Origin of the sequence: Mycobacterium sp. NPDC050441 (genome assembly GCF_040655355.1) — a bacterium.
Classification (GTDB): domain Bacteria; phylum Actinomycetota; class Actinomycetes; order Mycobacteriales; family Mycobacteriaceae; genus Mycobacterium.
The window spans coordinates 537,993-554,886 of sequence record NZ_JBFAJS010000003.1; the positions used below are offsets into that span (position 1 = coordinate 537,993).

Here is a 16,894-nt window from a genome sequence, read left to right on the forward strand (position 1 = left end):
GATAGGCCTCACCGGTCACGGTTTGCGCGGCGGCAAGTATGGCGTCGGCCCGGGCCTGTCGATCAACGGCACCGTTCCTACCCCAATCCGCCGGTTGAAGCACACTGATCTGCGGCCCGCACGGTGGGCCAGAAGAGCCGGAACAAGCGCTCGTCCTAACCGCGCGCCGCATGAGGTACCGACGGCCAAGCCGGCGGGCGTTTTTCGATGAAGGCCTGCACACCTTCGAGAGCGCTCGGATCCATCATGTTGCAGGCCATCGTCGTACCGGCGTCGGCATAGGCGGACTCGATGTCGACGTCGATCTGCCGGTAGAACAACGCTTTTCCCATCGCAACGGCGACCCGGGGTTTCGCGACGATGCTCGCGACCAGCGCCTCGATCTCGTCGTCGAGGGCCTCGGCCTGAACTACGCGGTTTACCAGTCCCAGCGTGCATGCCTGCTCAGCAGAGATGAACTCGCCGGTCACGAGCATCTCGAACGCGACCTTGCGAGGCACGTTGCGCGACAGCGCCACTCCCGGGGTTGCGCAGAACAGCCCGACGTTGACGCCGCTGACCGCGAAACGCGCGTCCCGAGCCGCCACCGCGAGATCGCACATCGCGACGAGCTGGCAACCCGCTGCCGTCGCGAGTCCCTGGACCCGTGCGATCACCGGCACCGGCAGTCGCTGGATCGACAGCATCATCTTGGTGCACTGTTCGAACAATTGCTCGTAGTACGCCAGTGACGGCTCGGCCCGCATTTCCTTGAGGTCATGCCCGGCACAGAAGGCCTTGCCGGAAGCTCCGAGGATCACGGCCCGCACCGTCTTGTCCTCGGCCAGCGCATCGATCGCCTCGCCCAGTGCGCTCAGCATTGCCTCGGACAGCGCGTTGAACGCCTGGGGGCGATCGAGGGTGAGGGTGACGACGCCACGGTCGTCGCGATCTTGCCGCAGCAGCGTCATGGCTGGATCAACACCTTGAGGGCCTCACGGTTGGCCATGGCGCGATAGCCGTCGGGGGTGTCGTCGAGCCCGATGGTGCGGTCGAAGACCCGTCCGGGCTCGATGGCGCCGTCGAGAACATCGGGCATGAGTTCCTCGATGTAGGCGCGGGCCGGTGCGACGCCGCCGGTGAGGGTGACATTGCGAAAGAAGGTGCCGAAACCCATTGGCACCTCGGTGTATTGAGATACCCCGAGCCGGCTGACGCGGCCACCGGCACGCACCGCGTCGAGGGCGGTGGCGAGCGACGGCTCGGTCCCGACGCATTCGATCACCGCATGCGTCCCGTCACCGCCGGTCAGTTCACGGATCTTCTCGACGGCTTCGTCGCCACGTTCGGCGACGACGTCGGTGGCGCCGAACTCGCGACCGAGGTCGGTCCGGACGGTGTGGCGTCCGTTCAGGATGATCTGCTCGGCACCCAACCGCTTGGCGGCCAACACTGCGCACAGCCCCACCGCGCCGTCGCCGATGACAGTCACCGAGGATCCCGGCCGCACGCCTGCGGTCACCACGCCGTGATGACCGGTACAGAAGACGTCCGACAGCGTCAGCAGCGACGCCATCAACGCAGAATCTTCTGCGACCGGAAGCTTCACCAGCGTGCCCTGCGCCTGGGGAACCCGCACAGCCTCGCCCTGGCCGGCGTCGACACCGCGCGCGCCCCACCCACCACCGTGCCGGCACGACGTCTGCAGCCCTTCCTGGCAGAAATCGCAGGTGTTGTCCGCCCAGACGAAGGGGGCTACCACCAGATCGCCGCGCCTGAAACCCGAGACGTCCGCGCCGACTTCTTCGATGATTCCGATGAACTCGTGGCCCATCCGCCGGCCACCGTCCGTGTGCGGCATGGATTGGTACGGCCATAGATCGCTGCCGCAGATGCAGGCTCGGGTAACCCGCACGACGGCATCGGTGGGTTCCTTCAAGGTTGCGTCGGGCACGTTCTCGACCCGCACGTCGCCGGCTCCATACATCACGGTTGCTCGCATGTTCGGTTCCTTCAGTAGTCCAGACGCCAGATGAGACCCAACGCCTCGAGGCTAGGCCTGTGGCCGTTGTTCTGGGGCGTGAAACCGTCCGAGCGCGCACACGGACCCGGCCGGTCAGCAACGTTCGCGCGTCACCTACATCTGTTCCGTTGGCCGTACAAGGTTCGTGCGCCTGCCGGTTGCCCAGGCTCTCGTTGTCCGTCCCTTTCGGCGGCCTGCCATTCCAGAACCAACAGGAAATCCAATGGCATGGAGGAACTTCCGGTCGCGTGGTGTGCGAACGCCAGGCGTGGAGAAGATTCGCCTACATCCCGAAGTGGGTGTTGCGGACAGCTGCGACAGCTTGCGCGGGTCCACGGACTTCAACCTGCGCGGCAGCCTGACGGCCGAAGATGTAGAGCAAGAGTTCGCCTGGCCGACCACTGAGTCGCACAGAGGGCTCGGCTTTCCGAACCGTCACGCGCTCCTCAGTTCCGGCCCAGACAATCTCGAGCCCAGCTCCGCGCAGTCGTCTGCTCAGGTAGCGGCTACCTCGACGAACGTTTCGCCACAGTGCGGCCTCCAAGTCGGGCGGCAGGATGTCGCGGGGACCCAGACCGTTGGCCCTGCGTAGGTCCTCGTGGTGGACGAAAAACTCGTTCAGGTTCGCCAGCGAGCGCACCCATTCGATGCGAAAGAGGCCGGGAGGTGGGCCACACCGAATCCGGGAGACCAGCCATCCGAAGTCTCGGTCCTCCACCATTCTCACTCTGCGCCGTTCGGCGAACCGTTCGAGGGCCCCGTGCATGACCAGGCAGGGACCAGCGATGGGATCGCGCTCCCGAACGACGATGTGGGCAGCAAGATCCCTTGCCACCCACGCGCCGAGGAGCGTGGGTGCGTCAGCTCCGAGTTGATCCAAGAGATCGCATAGGGCAAGGCGCTCCTGCATGTCGAACGAAAGAGCCTGCATATTCTCATCGTGCCAACGCGGTGGGCCAATAAGAAGACCGGCGTGATCATCGCCCGCCGCGGTGGCGCCGGGACTTGTTCAAAAGTTCAAGCCCGAGAACATGATCCGGCTCGGGTCGTATTTCTGCCGGGTGGCGGCCAGGCGGGACAGGTTGGCGCCGAAATACCGCGACGCCGGTTGGTTCGCTTCGAGATAGTTCACGTAACCGCCGGCCGAATACGGTGCCACCGCCTGGTGAGCGGTGTTGAGCCAGTTGGCTGCTGCCGCAGGCGAACCGGAGGTCTCCACGTACCACTGCACCAGGGCGGACTGCCGCCGCCACGGAAAGGCGGTGTCGCCGGGCCCGACGGTGGCCAGCGCACCGTCGAGCGCATGCATGATCACGATCGGGCGACCAGCCCCGGCGGGGAAGGCGTTGAACGCTGCAGCGATGCCCTGGGCCGCGGCCGGAGTGATCGTCGGGAAGACATCGGATCCGCCGACATAGCCGAGCGGCGACGGATTGAGATTGTCGGCGGCCAGGAACTTCACCAGATCCAGGTAATTGAACGTGCGGTTCTCGGTCCCGGCCGGTTGCAGTCCCACTGCCTTGGTCACGGCGGCGCCCACGCTGTTGCCTGCCCCGGCCGGGCAGGTCGCCAGGATGCGGCAGTGCGCGCCCTGCGGATCGGTGATGGTGTCGGCCAGCGCCCAACTGCTGCGGTCCGCGGTACGCAGCCAGTTCTGCCACCCGAGGAGAACCTGCGCGAAAGACTCCAGCGGGTAGTGCAGGCCGACGACATCCACATCGCTGATCGGGAAGGTGGCGAAGGTCAGCGCGGTCGTCACCCCGAAATTGCCGCCACCTCCACCGCGCAACGCCCAGTACAGATCCGGATGCTCGTTGGCCGACGCCGTCACCCCGGCGCCGCCGGGCAACACCACCGTCGCCGACACCAATTGATCGGACAGCAGGCCCGCATGCCGCGATTGGGCGCCCAACCCGCCGCCCAGGGCGTGCCCGGCCACGCCGACCGTCGGGCAGGTACCCGTCGGGATCCCCCGGCCGGCACCGGCCAGCGCCTGGTGGATCGCGTACAGGCCGGTCGCCGGCGTCACCGTGACATGCCCGGTCGCCGCGTCGTAGTTGATGTCGCCGGGCAATTGGCGAAGGTCCAGGACCATGGTGCCGTTCGCAGTCGACGCGCCCACATAGGAGTGCCCGCCGCCGCGTGGAGCGACCTTGAGGTTGTGTGCCGCAGCGAAGGCCATCGCCCGCTGCACGTCCGCCGCCGACGCCGGGGTGACGACCGCCGCCGGCGTCAGGCCGTTGAAGTTGGTGTTGAAAACACTTTTGGCCGAAGCGAATTGCCCACCACTGTCCGGAAGTACCACTTTCCCGTTGATGGCGGCCGAGAGGTCGCCCCAGCCGGCCGGTTCGGCACTGGCCCGGCTCGACCCGAACACCGCGCCGACGGCCAAGGCCCCGACAGCGCCCCGCAGAAACGTCTGACGCGAGACCCCGCGCGGCGACTCCCGCGGATCCGTCATGTCCGAATTGTGAGACACCTGGCGCAAAAAACCCGTGCGCCGCACGACGTGTCGGGTCTCGGTCCGATACCGATTCGGTTCCGCGGTTACGATCACCACCGCCGGGCGATCGCCCGGTTCCGACAGCACATCTGGAGGCCCAGCGCCGTGAGCGCACCGTCGAACCCCAACGTGATCCCCGCCTACGCCGCGCTTCCCGACCTTCCGTTGGACGACGAGGACCGTGCCACCCTCACCTCCGAGATCTGGGGCATGCTCGTCACGGGCGACGACGATGTCGAGGAGTTCCTCGACACCTACGCCGACGATTACCAGCTCACCGACGAGCAACTCACTGAAGCCTTCGCCGCTCTGCGCGAGGCGAGGCTGCGCCAGCAGACCGAGATCGGCGACTACCGGTCGCGGACGCGGGCAGCGTTCGAGGAGCTCAATGCCAACGGTGTGATCGCCCGAGCTGACTTCTCCTGCTGCGGAACCTGCGCCTCGGCCGAGATCGGCGACGAGCGCGACGACAGCCGCCATTGGAGCGGCTTCATCTACTTCCACAACCAGGACACCGACCGCCTGATCGAGGACAGCTCCACCTACGTCGGCTATGGCGCGTTCGAGCCCGAGAACTTCGACGAGGACGCGTACAACCAGCTCAGCGATCAGGCCAAGGAAGACCTGTACCTCGCCGACGTGACCCGGATGCTCGACGAGGTCGTGTTCCCCATCGTGCGGCGCCACGGCATCGAGCCGGAGTGGAACCGCGACCTGGGGACACGGGTGCTGCTCACCAATGCCGACTGGTACGCGCCGATCGAGAGCTGACGATCTGTAACTTCCGTGGCGGACGCGCCGACATACAGTTCAGCGCGTCTGAAGGGGGTTAGCCCGATGCCGAACGATCGCCGCCGCGCAATGGCCGCCATCGGTGCTGTCACAGCTGCACTTGCCGTACCGGCCGTCCTGAACGTCGCCTCGGCGCAGGCCACCCCGCTGCCCGGTTTCTGCGTGCCACCCAACGTCGTCGACAACGTGTGCACGGCGCGGCTGAAGTCCGTGACGGCCGATGTCATCGACGGAACGATCACCGGAATGCCAGTCCGTGGCGGGGCCGCGATCACCCTTGCCGGGCAAGCAGATGCCTACCTGAAGTCGGCGGGGTTCGGTGACACACCGCCGGATCCGGTGCAGCAGTGGGACACCGCGATCGAGCAGATCGGCAACCTCGACACCTCCCCCTCCGACCCCAACTGGTACGGCAATGCGAAAGCCAGGGTGTTCCTGCCCAGGACCCTCAACGACCTGGCCACCAAGTTTCCACCCGACAGCCTTGTGGTCCGGTTCGTGGCTGATGACACCCGGCAGGACTCGGTCCGGCTGGTGTCGATTCAGCCGACGGCTACGCCCGATCCTGTGCCAGCCCGGCCAGGTGCTTGAGCGAGTTGTCCAGGTTCTGCCGGTCAAACGGCGGGAATTCGATGTGTTCGCGAGTGGCCGCCGGCACCGCCGACCAGTCATACGTCAGCGTGACCTCCGTCCGGTCGTCGCCGACCGGCTCGAGGTCGTAGCGCCAGATCCAGCCGCCGAAGTCGAGGTGGGCGTCGTCAGCGCCTTGGCCAGGCAGCCACGCGATCGCGTGCGGAGGCTCGAATACCTCGACCCGGTTGGCCATCTCGTAGTGCTTGCCCCCGTAGTTGTCGTGGTACATCGCCATCCGGAAGACCTGGCCGGCGTCGGTCAGCTGCTTGCCGTCGAGTGACTCCCGCACCCAGCCGGTGCCGTCGATCGCTTGATGGGTGGTCGGGTCGGCCAGCACCGCGAACACGGTCTCGGCCGGCGCGTTGATGGTGCATGCGGTGCTCATGGTGTCGTCAGTCATACCCGTACCGACCGAAGGCAGCGCACAAACTCATCGAACCTGCGTGTGGGTCGTCGAGTCCTATACGAGCCCGAAAACCCTGACTCCGGCTGACTTGCCTTTCAGTTCGTGCAGCCCCCGGTCGGCGAGTCCGGTCGGGGGCGCATCCAAGGCGTCGACGGTCGGCTGGGTCAGCAGGATCGAGTCACCCGTCGTCTTGGTGAGCTGTTCGACGCGGGCCGCCACATTGACGGTGTCACCGATCAAGGTGAACTCAAGCTTGCCTCCGCCGCCGATGGTGCCCGCGATCACCACACCGGTGTTGATGCCGATGCCGATTCGCAGCGCCCCCTCGAAGCGTTCGGCAACCAGTCGCTGCATCAGCATGGCGGCGCCCACCGCGGCATCGGCATGGTGCTCAAGAGCATTCGGTGCCCCGAAGACGGCCAAAGCACCGTCGCCGAGGAACTTGTTCACATGCCCACCGGCGTCGACCACGGCGGGCACCACGATCTCGAACAGCGCGTTGAGCCGGGCAACGGTGTCTTCGGCGGTGTTCGCCTCGGCGAACGGGGTGAAGTCGCGGATGTCGACGAACAAGACCGTCACCTCGCGGCGCTCGCCGGTGAACACGTCGTCACCCTGCTCAAGCAACCGCGCCGCCAAAGCCGGATCGACATACGTCCCGAACGCGGCCTGAAGCCGTTGCCGCTCAGCCAAACCCGCCTGCATGCGGTTGAACGAAGCCGACAGCGCGCCCAGGTCGTCGTCCTGGACTACCGGCAGGCGCAGGCTGTAGTCACCGACGGCAACGCGCTCAGTCCCCTGTGCGAGGTCCCGAATAGGTCGCAAGAACGGTGCGGTCACCACGACTGCGGGTTGCCCTGAGACGAGCGCTAATACGCCTCCGATCACGACGGAGACGACGGGATCCTCGCGGGCACGATCGATCATGGCTGCCAGGATCGCGCCCGACGTGGCGAACACGAACGCCACCGCGAGCATGGACATCTTGGACCACGTGGCAAAGGTCGGGTGGGAGCGCGGCAGCGAGTCACCGATGCCGGTGTCACCGACCACGGCAGCCCTTACCGGGCGCATCGCTCCCTCCACGAAACTGTGCATGTTGATCACCCCAACTGCAGCGCCGTACGCAGCACCGAGAACGCCGTACTGGACCAGCCGCCAGCCGGTCGCCCCGGCGATCCCACCCACAACGACGCCGAGCAGCGGTGCCCACATCACATCGGTCACGAGCGTTCGGATAGTCGTCTTCCGCGCGTAGGTGAAGGTGGCACCGAGCGCCGTCAGCCGGTCGACCTCGCCGCCTGCAGCCCACGTTTCAATCAGGCGCAACGCCTTCGAGCCCGGAAGGACCAGCACGTAAACCCGCACCAGCACGGCGACAGCGGTGACGATGACCGCGTCGATGAAGCGACCAGACTTTTCGAAAGCGACAATCGTCAACGAATAGCCGAGATAGATGATCAGCCCTGGCGGGTAGATGAGGGCGCAGATCGCCCAGGAGTACGTCGGCCCGTGCCGATCCCACACCCACTGAAAGATCCGGTCCATGCCGCGAGGCTAGACGGCCATGCGGTTTGAACTGCGGTTATTGGTTCAGATCCAGCCGTTCACGTTCACCGTTCAACGAAACGCACCGGCCTACATACCGAATTGAGTTTCGTGGAGGGCCTGACCTGATTCGCCCGACCAGCCACTCGAAATTCCGCGATGCCGCCAACCACGCCCTCCGTCGGTCGGCGAATCGTTCAAACGGCCCGGGAGAACCAGGCACGGACCGGCCATCAGATCGCGCTCACGCAAGACGAGGTGTGCCGCAAGGTCACGTGCAGTCCATCCGGCGATGAGCGTCGGAACGTCGCCGCCGAGCTCATCGAACAGGTCGCACAGTGCCATGCGCTCCTGCATGCCAAATGGACGAGGTTGCACATCTCCCATGATGCCGCCGCAATTCGCACACGGCACGTATGTGACCAGTCAATGTGCAGGACAACGGCATTCACGGAATCGTCCGGCGAACAGACGGGGCACAAATACGATCCGACGGATGGCGAGAACCGTATCGCTGCCGAAGGTATCGGGCCGGCAACCTGCCGACCGATCCAGGACGGGAACGGTAACCCGGCGGGCGCGTCCTGGTTGGTGCACAAGGAACACAGTTGTGTGGCCGGTCACCGCCCATATGCTGACGTGACCGCAAATATTCAGCGGCAGAATCCAGCGAATCTACTTATTGACAGACCACGTGCTCTACCTGCAACAATTAAGCTTGCTGTTAGCTTCATCACACCAGATCTGCGCTGCCAGCGGCTAATAAAGCGACGACGCTGCGAGGCGACCGTGATGTTTCCACCTATTCACCGGAGTGCGGGTGCCTGCTTGCTGTCGGCCGCACTGGTGATGGGCAGCATGAACGGTGCGATCGCATCGGCGCAGACCGGAGGCGATTCCTCGTCGGATTCGAACCACAACACCAGCAGCTCGGACAGCAATGGCAGCGGAACCACATCCACCACGGGTAGTGATGCGTCGACATCGTCCAACGTCTCCAGCACGGCCGATGCGGACCACAAAGCGACGAGCACGAGCGCGAGCACATCTGGGACACGTCACGAAGACGACAGACCAACTTCAATCGTCTCCGCTCAAACGAACACATCGACTGAGGCTGCGGGCACCTCCGGCAGCACTTCGGCACCTTCCACTGAATCCACCGCGACCAAGTCCGAACCGTCACCGGTGACCGCGGCGGTTGAGAATCTCGTCAGTCCGGCCGACCCGCCGACCACCTTCACTCTCGATCCGGTCATCGATATCCCGACGCCCGTCGCCTCCGGGGTCTCCTCGGCAACGACGGAGGAGAAGTCCAGCGGCTCGGACACCATCGACCCTGCGTCGTCGTCGGCGACCCAGAGCACGACCGAACCGACGTCGCAAGTCGCGACCAGCGACACCCCTGCCACGGCGGCACCCGCCGTCACTGCGCCCGCCCCCGACCCGGTGGCGACCTCAGCGCCGGCGGCAACCTCGGTCCCGGCAGCAGAAACGCCAGTTGCGGCGGCCGCGACACCGCAGGTCCGATATGCCGTTGCCTACTTCCTGAAGATGTTGGCGTATGCGGCTATCGGCACGGTCAAAAATCTCATCCAATTGGCGGCGGATATCCGGACGGTGCTCAGCCTCCCGTGGGCTTCCCAAGCTGTCGGCGCCGCGGAGTCATTGAGCGCGCTGCCGTACAACACGTTCGTCACTCTTCTGAAGAAGATCTTGTCGGAATCGTTGCTGCCCACGGTGGGAGCGCGAACTCTCAGCGCAGCCCTGGCGTCCGACTTCAGCGTCGACGAGATCATTTCCTTGAGCTCGATGCTGCAGCGTGGCGCCCCATCACTCACCGACCTTTGGCATCCCAACAGCACGAAGTCCTCGCCGATCCAGAAAACGATCGCCGCCCTTGTGGTGATGTCGCTTTGGGCGCTGTTCTATGCGGCGTTGCCCGGGCTCAGCGGTCTGTTCGTCGCCGGTGTGACCGGCGTCCGGATCGGTTATCGTCAGGCAAAAGCGGGAATCGCCTTGCACACAATGGAATTAGCCCGCTTCGCTCGACCAGGTCCGATTGGGATCGTGCGTACGGGTTCGCTGGTTTCCGTTCATATGCGTACCGCCCCCGCCGACCACACGGCTCGGCGTCAGCACCTCAGAATCGTCTCCTGACCAACTCACGAGGAGACGCGATAGAGAGTGGTGTAACTCCTGTTACGACCGGACCGAAATGCGGTGCAGCGGCTGCAAGGGGCTGCTCACAAACTCATCGAGACTGCGTATAGATCGCCATTTCGTAGGAAAACGCGATCTCATCGCAGGCTCGGCACGGAAGGCATAACGAAAACACCCCCGGCCTGCTGGCCGGGGGTGTTTCAGAGTACTTCTAGTGAGCGTGGCCGTGATGGCCGTGCCCGTGATCTTCTTCCTCGGCCGGCTTGTCCACGACGGCCGTCTCGGTCGTCAGGATCATGCGCGCCACCGATGCGGCGTTGAGCACCGCCGAGCGGGTCACCTTGACCGGATCCACGATGCCCTCGGCGACGAGGTCGCCGTAGGTCAGGGTGGCAGCGTTGAAGCCCTGGCCGTTGGACTGCTCGCTGACCTTGTTCACCACGACCGAACCGTCCAGGCCGGCGTTGGTGGCGATCCAGTACAGCGGGGCCGACAATGCGGAGGAGAACACGTCGACGCCGAGGGCCTCGTCGCCCTTGAGCTCGCCACGCAGAGATTCCAGCGCCGCGCGGGCCTGCACGAGTGCGGCGCCACCACCGGTGACGATGCCCTCCTCGACGGCGGCCTTGGCCGCCGCGACGGCGTCCTCGACCGCTTCCTTGCGCTTCTTCAGGTCGGTCTCGGTGGCCGCGCCGACCTTGATCACCGCGACGCCGCCGGACAGCTTGGCCAGCCGCTCCTGCAGCTTCTCCCGATCCCAGTCCGAATCGGTGGTCTCGATCTCGGCCTTGAGCTGCTTGACGCGATCGACGACCGCGTCCTTGGAGCCGCCACCGTCGACGAGCACGGTGCTGTCCTTGGTGACCACGACGCGGCGGGCGGAACCCAGCACGTCCAGGCCGGCCTCGCGCAGCACCAGGCCCACGTCGGGGTTGACGACCTGACCGCCGGTGACGACCGCGAGATCGTCCAGGAACGCCTTGCGACGATCACCGAAGAACGGCGCCTTGACGGCGACGGCCTTGAGCGTCTTGCGGATGGCGTTGACGACCAGCGTGGACAGGGCCTCGCCCTCGACGTCCTCGGCGATGATCAACAGCGGCTTGCCGGACTCGGCGACCTTCTCCAACAGCGGCAGCAGGTCGGGCAGCGAGCTGATCTTGTCGCGGTGCAGCAGCACCACCGCGTCCTCGAGCACCGCTTCCTGCGAGTCGAAGTCGTTGACGAAGTAGGCCGAGATGAAGCCCTTGTCGAAGCCGACGCCCTCGGTGACCTCGAGCTCGGTGTTCAGCGTCGAGGACTCCTCGATGGTGACCACACCGTCGTGACCGACCTTGGTCATGGCCTCGCCGACCAGCTCACCGATCTGCTCGTCACGCGAGGAGACCGTGGCGACCTGGGCGATGGAGGTCTTGTCCGATACCGGGGTGGCCGCGGCCAGCAGGGCCTCGGACACCGCGTCGGCGGCCTTGCTGATGCCCAGACCCAGTGCGATCGGGTTGGCACCGGCGGCCACGTTGCGCAGGCCGGCCTTGACCAGGGCCTGTGCCAGCACGGTGGCGGTGGTGGTGCCGTCGCCTGCGACGTCGTTGGTCTTGGTGGCCACCGACTTCACCAGCTGGGCACCGAGGTTCTCGAACGGGTCTTCCAGGTCGATCTCGCGCGCGATGGTCACACCGTCATTGGTGACCTGCGGTCCACCGAAAGCCTTGGCCAGCACCACGTTCCGACCGCGCGGACCCAGCGTCACCTTGACCGCGTCGGCGAGCTTGTCGACGCCGGCCTCCATGGCACGGCGCGCAGTCTCGTTGAACTCAATCTGCTTGCTCATAGATGTCTTTCTGCTTGAGAACGCATACCGCCCCGGACATCACCCGCGCTGAACACGGGGATCTCCGGGGCGGTTACACGAGGTCCTTTACGGAACTACTTTGCGACGATAGCCAGCACGTCGCGGGCCGACAGGATCAAGTACTCCTCGCCGTTGTACTTGATCTCGGTGCCGCCGTACTTGCTGTAGATGACGGTGTCACCCTCGGCAACGTCCAGGGGGATCCGCTTCTCGCCATCCTCATCCCAGCGGCCGGGGCCAACTGCGACGACGGTGCCTTCCTGCGGCTTTTCCTTGGCGGTGTCCGGGATGACCAGACCGGAAGCGGTCGTGGTCTCGGCCGCGTTGGCCTGAACGAGGATCTTGTCCTCGAGTGGCTTGATGTTGACTGCCACGATGGAAGCCCTCCACTTGTTGGGTGTGGATCCGGGGGGATCCCCAGATGCCGGTTAACCAGGTGTTCGGCATGCGCCCGTGCCCCTCGCTCCGTCGTCGCGGGTGCCGGCGCTGGGGGGTTGGCCGCGTGCCACCTAGCACTCTATACACGCGAGTGCTAGCACTCAAGGTCGGACCGTGCTTTGGTTCCGCCGGAAGCGAAACCTTCACCGATCCCGCGATGAGCTGTCCGACATCCGCGCCGCCATGACCACCAGTCCGTAGGCCACCGCGAAACGATGCCCCAGCTGACCAGCCACGTTTCCACGGCCCACACTCACGTCGTGGCCGAGCTGCTCACTGACCGCACGGACCAGCTCATCGTCACTGGCGCCGCCTCCGACGAGCAGCACGCCGGTCACTCCGGGGGCCGCCTGCTCGATACCCCGCATCACATTGCCGCCGATCACCTGCCGTTTGGCAGCGAGGCGCCAACTGCGCCACTCGGCGCCCGACAGCCGTGACGTGAAGGGCAGCCAACCGCTGGGGGCCGCCGTCAGCAGCCATCCGTTGCACCGGCCGCTGACCGGCGTGTCCAAGAACTGCCGCCGGCCGTGTTCGTCCTCGATGATCTGGACGGTGACGGCCGTGACCGCCTCCGCACGTTTGGCGTATTCGGCGGCGCTTCGGGAGATGTCGAGCGCGGTGGCCGTCGCCGCCGTCAGCAGCTGTCCCGCACCCGGCAGCACGACGCGGGATCCGTCGGACACGACGTCGACGGTGCCCCCACCGACATCCACCACTACGACATCGGGGGTGATTCCGGGAGTAGTGAGGGCGCCGACGCGCGCTGCCGCAGCCTCCGAGTCGACGCGTGTCACCGGCACACCCAACGCCCGGGCCAACTCCTCGGCCCCTGTCGGCGGTTCCTGGCCCCCGCCCATGTCCGCCATCACCAGACTGTCCACAGTGACCGATCCGCGACGCGAATTGGCTTGCACCGCGATATCGGCGAGGTGAACCACGTGGGGACTCTCCCCCACAGGCCGGACGACGGGCGCGGAAACCGCCGGTTCGGGATCCCCGAGGCTGACCACCGCGCAGGCACTGTCGAACAGCTGATCGGCGATCACGCGCGCATCCACCCGCTCGGCCTCGCTCAGGCCGAACACATCGGCGAGCCAGAAGGGATCGGTGAGGCGCTGCAGGGGTGCGACGCCCTGGCGCACCTCGACTGCGATGCGGGCCGCCGGCAGCAGCGCCTTGATCTCGACGTCATCGACGACGGGCAGAGCAGCGCTCAGCCGATTCGATACCAGCACGGCCTCATCGTTGGCCGTCAGCACCGCGGCGACGTTGCATCCTTGGGCTACAGCGGTATTCACTCGCAGCGCCACCTCTCGGTAACCCCACTGCGCCGTCGCGCAGGCGATGACCGGGCGGCCGGGCTCGACGTCACCGAGACACTCGACCGGAACCGGCTGCCCCACACCGACCGCGTCCCCCGCGGTGGTGGCCGCCGACCGGGTGACGATCGTCAGCCTGCCCGTCCGCGGGGTCTCCAATTGGACCTGCTCGACGGTCGACTTCACGGGCGGGGTCGGGGCGAAGGCTGCCCGGTCGATCACCAGCCCATGCGCCTCGGCCAGGCGCCGCACCAACTGCGCGGCGCCCTGCACCGCGCGCGGCGATCCCTTGCCACCACGGGTCGGGGTGCGCGCGCTGGCCAGCACCGTGAGTTCGGCGTCCATCCGGCAGAGCACCACCTCGGTGGTGGAATTGCCGATGTCGACACCGGCCCAGACGGTCACCGCAGCAGGCCGCGCCGCTGGTAGGCCGTCGCCGCCTCCCGGACGAGTGCCGCACAGGTGGGCGCATCCCGGTCCGCGAGGCGCTGCGCCAGTTCCTCCAGCTCGGCGAAGCTCGACCGGTGCGGCCTCAGCGCCTCGTAGGCGTCCAGCATCTCCGCCGAGCTGAGTGCGGTCATCTCAGCGGCCCGCCGCAGGTTCATCGCCAACTGCACAGAGCCGGAGCGCTCCGCGATATCCGCTTGGGACAGCAGGGTTTCCCGGCTCACCCGGATGTCGTCGAGCACCAGGTCGCCGCGACGGGCAGCCTCGACCGTCACCTCGGCGAGGCTGCGTCCCGAGTGTGCGGTGATCGTCATCGCTTGAGCTCCAATTCCATGTTCACGCCGTGGTCGTCGCGATCACATTCGGACCGCTCGATCGCCACCATCGACACCACCCTGGTGTGGTACCGGGCGGTGATCGCCTCGTCGCTGTACGCGTTGCGCATCGGGGCAGGTGTCGCGCCCTTGGCGTGCCGGCCGGCGTTGATACCGATCAGCCGGTACATCTCCGGGGTGATCAGCGGTGCGACACTGAGCAATTCGAGGTTGGCCAACGGCGGAAGATCACGGCGGTGGATCAGTGTGGTGCCCTTGGCCTGAAGCCCGACGCCGATCCCGGATCCGGACAGCCGGGCCGCGGACTTACCGATCACCCCGAGATCCACGGAGTCGGCGATCCGAACCAGGCGCGGCACACACTGCTCCTCTTCCAGTCCGGCCAGGATCTGCTCCAGCGCGTCGTAGACGCTCATTCCCGACAGGGTGCGAAACAGCTTGACGCCGAACGCGGGAGACACACCGATGACAACTTCGCGGGGATCGTCTCCCGCGCCCGCGGGCCCACGCACGATCAGCCGGTCCAGATGGGCGAAGGTCGCCTGCTCCTTGACCAAGTCGGTCACCGAGCGCGCCTGGCGCACCGCGTCGATCTGAGCCTGGCGCTCCGCCGTCGGCCGGTATCCGGTGCCGGGGCCGCGGTAGTCGTTCGGATCCTGCAGCGCCGACAGCACATTCATCTGCTCGTCGAAGATCGCCGCGGTCTGCAGGTAGTCGCCGGTAACGCGGGCCTTGGCCATGGCCAGGACCCGCTCGGCGATATCGGTGAAACCCGTCTCGGCGAGCGCGGCGACGATGTCGAGCACCGTCAGGCCCGACTGCTCGATCATCCGGGCGGCGCTGAGCACCTTCACCCCGTCGGTGGCGGGCAGATCCTTGGAACCCTCCGCCCCGACAACGGCTTCCACATGTTCGTCGTCGAAATCGGCGAGCCCCAGATATTCGAATACCGCCCGGGTGGCTTCGGCGGCCTGACGGCGCATGGCCTCCAGAGTCGTCGGGTCCACCGACCGCAGCCCGCCGTCGACACCCCAGTCGCGCTGCATCACCAGATAGTCATCGAGGTCGGCGGCATTGAAGTTGGACGGGCCGAACATGTTGTCGTAGGCCACCACCGAACCGAATCCGGAGAAGATGAAATCCGACCCCGACAACAGCACCGGTAACGTCCGACTGGTTCGCCGCATCGTCGACTCGGACACCAGCGAATCGTTGCCGCTGCAGGATTCGAGCCCGCGCAGCATGACCATCAGGTTCTCGGCGATGAGTTCGCGGACACCGCCCGGCACCGACGCGGTGATCGAGGCGCCGTCGATACCGCCGTTCTGAACACCCTGTGCACCAATGCCTTTGGCCAGGGCGACGCAGCGGGACTCCAGGTAGTTCATCGACTTGCGCTCGGCCTGGCCCATCAGTACCTCCGAACCCGCACCGCTGGACAGCCGCATCTTGATACCGCGGGAGGCGTAGGACGAGGTGAGAAACGCCTTCGACCATGGGGTGTCGTCACCGTCGGTGAAGACCTGCTCGGTGCCGTACACCGAGACCGTCTCGGCGTAGGACACCAGTCCGCGCACCCCGAGTTCCAGCTCGCGCGCCTCCTCGACCGAGCACTGCGTCAACGCCCCGGGCGCGGGTACCTGGGAACCGATCAGCAGGCCCACCGCCACGGCCGGGGCGTCGTCGAGCACCGGGACAGTCGCTTCCAGTTCCCGGAACCCGTAGACGACGGCGGTGGCGGCATCGGCCGCGATGAGCAATGGGTCGTCGAGGCGGTTGGTGACGTGGGCCTGGTTCGCGGGAGTGCGGCGGGCCCGCATCTTCATCATCGCCATCTGGATCTCGACGGGCTGCAGGAGCGCCACCACCCGGGCCATCTTGGCCGGGGTCAGTCCGCCGCAGACACGCAGCACCTCCTCGCGCGGCACACCCGAGTCGACGATCATCCGGGCCAACTCGACCTCGCTCATCGCCATCGACCGCGGCGCCTCCGCGGGGTCGACGGCGTAGCGGACGATGAACTCGTCGATGGTGTCGAAGTCAGCGGCCGCCTTCGAATCCATCTCCAGCACGGTGCCGTCGTCGGCGACCTTCCAGGATGGTTCCGGATCGTGGGGCGACAGGTGCGAGATCATGCCCAGCTCGGGGTCCGCCTGAGCGAATCCGTCCAGGTTGACGCGCTGCTCATCCAGCAGTCGGATGCGCCCCAGCCGGTGATCCTGCTCGGTTTCGCTGCTGTCCGGGTTCATGGCGGTCGTCGTACCTCTCTGTCGCGTGACCGGCCAAGCATCGACTGAATGCCGCGACGGAAACAACGTCCGCGCGGCAGCTTCCAACAATGTGTGTGACGCGGGCACGGCGAATGTGAACTGGCTTACAACAAGGTGTTGGAAAGTGATCCACTGCAGTGGCGAAGCGGCCGGTGATTCTCGCAAACTTGCCCCGGACTTCAC

16 protein-coding genes and 1 pseudogene are annotated in these 16,894 nt (G+C 66.1%); 3 read left to right on the forward strand and 14 right to left on the reverse strand.

The window, feature by feature from the left end; translation table 11 throughout:
* Nucleotides 1–155 precede the first annotated feature (155 nt).
* The 4 genes from AB0I14_RS11690 to AB0I14_RS11705 form a co-directional block, all read right to left on the reverse strand.
* Nucleotides 156–950, reverse strand: coding sequence for an enoyl-CoA hydratase (locus tag AB0I14_RS11690; protein WP_358020566.1), 795 nt, complete (start codon nt 948–950; stop codon nt 156–158).
* Complete coding sequence (locus AB0I14_RS11695) at nt 947–1,981, reverse strand: zinc-dependent alcohol dehydrogenase family protein (RefSeq protein WP_358020569.1); 1,035 nt, start codon at nt 1,979–1,981, stop codon at nt 947–949. The genes AB0I14_RS11690 and AB0I14_RS11695 overlap by 4 nt, the downstream gene beginning before the upstream one ends.
* 304 nt (nt 1,982–2,285) lie before the next feature.
* Nucleotides 2,286–2,933, reverse strand: coding sequence for a TIGR03085 family metal-binding protein (locus AB0I14_RS11700; RefSeq protein ID WP_358020572.1), 648 nt, complete (start codon nt 2,931–2,933; stop codon nt 2,286–2,288).
* Between the two features lie 78 nt (nt 2,934–3,011).
* Entirely contained in the window at nt 3,012–4,463 is a 1,452-nt protein-coding gene (locus AB0I14_RS11705) for an FAD-binding oxidoreductase (protein WP_358020575.1), read from the reverse strand.
* Between the two features lie 147 nt (nt 4,464–4,610).
* On the opposite strand from AB0I14_RS11705, the gene AB0I14_RS11710 reads away from it, so the two are divergent.
* Together AB0I14_RS11710 and AB0I14_RS11715 are read left to right on the forward strand one after the other, a co-directional pair.
* On the forward strand, nt 4,611–5,276 hold the full coding sequence (locus AB0I14_RS11710) for a hypothetical protein (protein WP_358020578.1): 666 nt from the start codon (nt 4,611–4,613) through the stop codon (nt 5,274–5,276).
* A 66-nt stretch (nt 5,277–5,342) separates the two neighbouring features.
* Entirely contained in the window at nt 5,343–5,888 is a 546-nt protein-coding gene (locus AB0I14_RS11715; protein ID WP_358020581.1) for a hypothetical protein, read from the forward strand.
* On the opposite strand, the gene AB0I14_RS11720 is transcribed toward AB0I14_RS11715, so the two are convergent.
* The 5 genes and pseudogenes from AB0I14_RS11720 to AB0I14_RS11740 form a co-directional block, all read right to left on the reverse strand.
* Complete coding sequence (locus AB0I14_RS11720; protein ID WP_358020583.1) at nt 5,851–6,330, reverse strand: SRPBCC family protein; 480 nt, start codon at nt 6,328–6,330, stop codon at nt 5,851–5,853. The genes AB0I14_RS11715 and AB0I14_RS11720 overlap by 38 nt on opposite strands.
* 60 nt (nt 6,331–6,390) lie before the next feature.
* On the reverse strand, nt 6,391–7,884 hold the full coding sequence (locus AB0I14_RS11725; RefSeq protein WP_358020586.1) for an adenylate/guanylate cyclase domain-containing protein: 1,494 nt from the start codon (nt 7,882–7,884) through the stop codon (nt 6,391–6,393).
* 112 nt (nt 7,885–7,996) lie between these two features.
* A pseudogene (locus AB0I14_RS11730) lies at nt 7,997–8,241 on the reverse strand (TIGR03085 family protein); the annotation flags it as partial.
* Nucleotides 8,242–8,690: 449 nt separating this feature from the next.
* Nucleotides 8,691–8,930 carry a hypothetical protein gene (locus AB0I14_RS11735; protein ID WP_358020588.1) on the reverse strand — a complete coding sequence of 80 codons (240 nt, stop codon included), beginning with the start codon at nt 8,928–8,930 and terminating at the stop codon, nt 8,691–8,693.
* Nucleotides 8,931–8,978: 48 nt separating this feature from the next.
* Entirely contained in the window at nt 8,979–9,314 is a 336-nt protein-coding gene (locus tag AB0I14_RS11740; RefSeq protein ID WP_358020590.1) for a hypothetical protein, read from the reverse strand.
* A gap of 19 nt (nt 9,315–9,333) precedes the next feature.
* Between AB0I14_RS11740 and AB0I14_RS11745 the strand changes: the two genes are divergently transcribed.
* Nucleotides 9,334–10,044 carry a hypothetical protein gene (locus AB0I14_RS11745; protein ID WP_358020593.1) on the forward strand — a complete coding sequence of 237 codons (711 nt, stop codon included), beginning with the start codon at nt 9,334–9,336 and terminating at the stop codon, nt 10,042–10,044.
* A 214-nt stretch (nt 10,045–10,258) separates the two neighbouring features.
* Here AB0I14_RS11745 and groL read toward each other — a convergent pair whose 3' ends face one another.
* The 5 genes from groL to AB0I14_RS11770 form a co-directional block, all read right to left on the reverse strand.
* Complete coding sequence (groL, locus tag AB0I14_RS11750) at nt 10,259–11,878, reverse strand: chaperonin GroEL (RefSeq protein WP_358020596.1); 1,620 nt, start codon at nt 11,876–11,878, stop codon at nt 10,259–10,261.
* A gap of 95 nt (nt 11,879–11,973) precedes the next feature.
* A complete protein-coding gene (groES, locus tag AB0I14_RS11755) occupies nt 11,974–12,276 on the reverse strand; it encodes a co-chaperone GroES (RefSeq protein ID WP_358021270.1) in 303 nt (100 codons plus the stop codon).
* A gap of 204 nt (nt 12,277–12,480) precedes the next feature.
* A complete protein-coding gene (locus AB0I14_RS11760) occupies nt 12,481–14,064 on the reverse strand; it encodes a diol dehydratase reactivase ATPase-like domain-containing protein (RefSeq protein ID WP_358020599.1) in 1,584 nt (527 codons plus the stop codon).
* Complete coding sequence (locus AB0I14_RS11765) at nt 14,061–14,420, reverse strand: diol dehydratase small subunit (protein ID WP_358020602.1); 360 nt, start codon at nt 14,418–14,420, stop codon at nt 14,061–14,063. Before AB0I14_RS11765 ends, AB0I14_RS11760 begins: the two co-directional genes overlap by 4 nt.
* Complete coding sequence (locus tag AB0I14_RS11770) at nt 14,417–16,690, reverse strand: propanediol/glycerol family dehydratase large subunit (protein ID WP_358020605.1); 2,274 nt, start codon at nt 16,688–16,690, stop codon at nt 14,417–14,419. Before AB0I14_RS11770 ends, AB0I14_RS11765 begins: the two co-directional genes overlap by 4 nt.
* Between the last annotated feature and the right edge of the window lie 204 nt (nt 16,691–16,894).

What these genes read in the sequence shown, in the direction of transcription:
- AB0I14_RS11715 (WP_358020581.1), top strand. Translation starts at nt 5,343, where the DNA reads ATGCCGAACGATCGCCGCCGCGCAATGGCCGCCATCGGTGCTGTCACA.
- AB0I14_RS11700 (WP_358020572.1), bottom strand. Translation starts at nt 2,933, where the DNA reads ATGCAGGCTCTTTCGTTCGACATGCAGGAGCGCCTTGCCCTATGCGAT.
- groL (WP_358020596.1), bottom strand. Translation starts at nt 11,878, where the DNA reads ATGAGCAAGCAGATTGAGTTCAACGAGACTGCGCGCCGTGCCATGGAG.
- AB0I14_RS11720 (WP_358020583.1), bottom strand. Translation starts at nt 6,330, where the DNA reads ATGACTGACGACACCATGAGCACCGCATGCACCATCAACGCGCCGGCC.
- AB0I14_RS11765 (WP_358020602.1), bottom strand. Translation starts at nt 14,420, where the DNA reads ATGACGATCACCGCACACTCGGGACGCAGCCTCGCCGAGGTGACGGTC.
- AB0I14_RS11705 (WP_358020575.1), bottom strand. Translation starts at nt 4,463, where the DNA reads ATGACGGATCCGCGGGAGTCGCCGCGCGGGGTCTCGCGTCAGACGTTT.
- AB0I14_RS11695 (WP_358020569.1), bottom strand. Translation starts at nt 1,981, where the DNA reads ATGCGAGCAACCGTGATGTATGGAGCCGGCGACGTGCGGGTCGAGAAC.
- AB0I14_RS11770 (WP_358020605.1), bottom strand. Translation starts at nt 16,690, where the DNA reads ATGAACCCGGACAGCAGCGAAACCGAGCAGGATCACCGGCTGGGGCGC.
- AB0I14_RS11690 (WP_358020566.1), bottom strand. Translation starts at nt 950, where the DNA reads ATGACGCTGCTGCGGCAAGATCGCGACGACCGTGGCGTCGTCACCCTC.
- AB0I14_RS11725 (WP_358020586.1), bottom strand. Translation starts at nt 7,884, where the DNA reads ATGGACCGGATCTTTCAGTGGGTGTGGGATCGGCACGGGCCGACGTAC.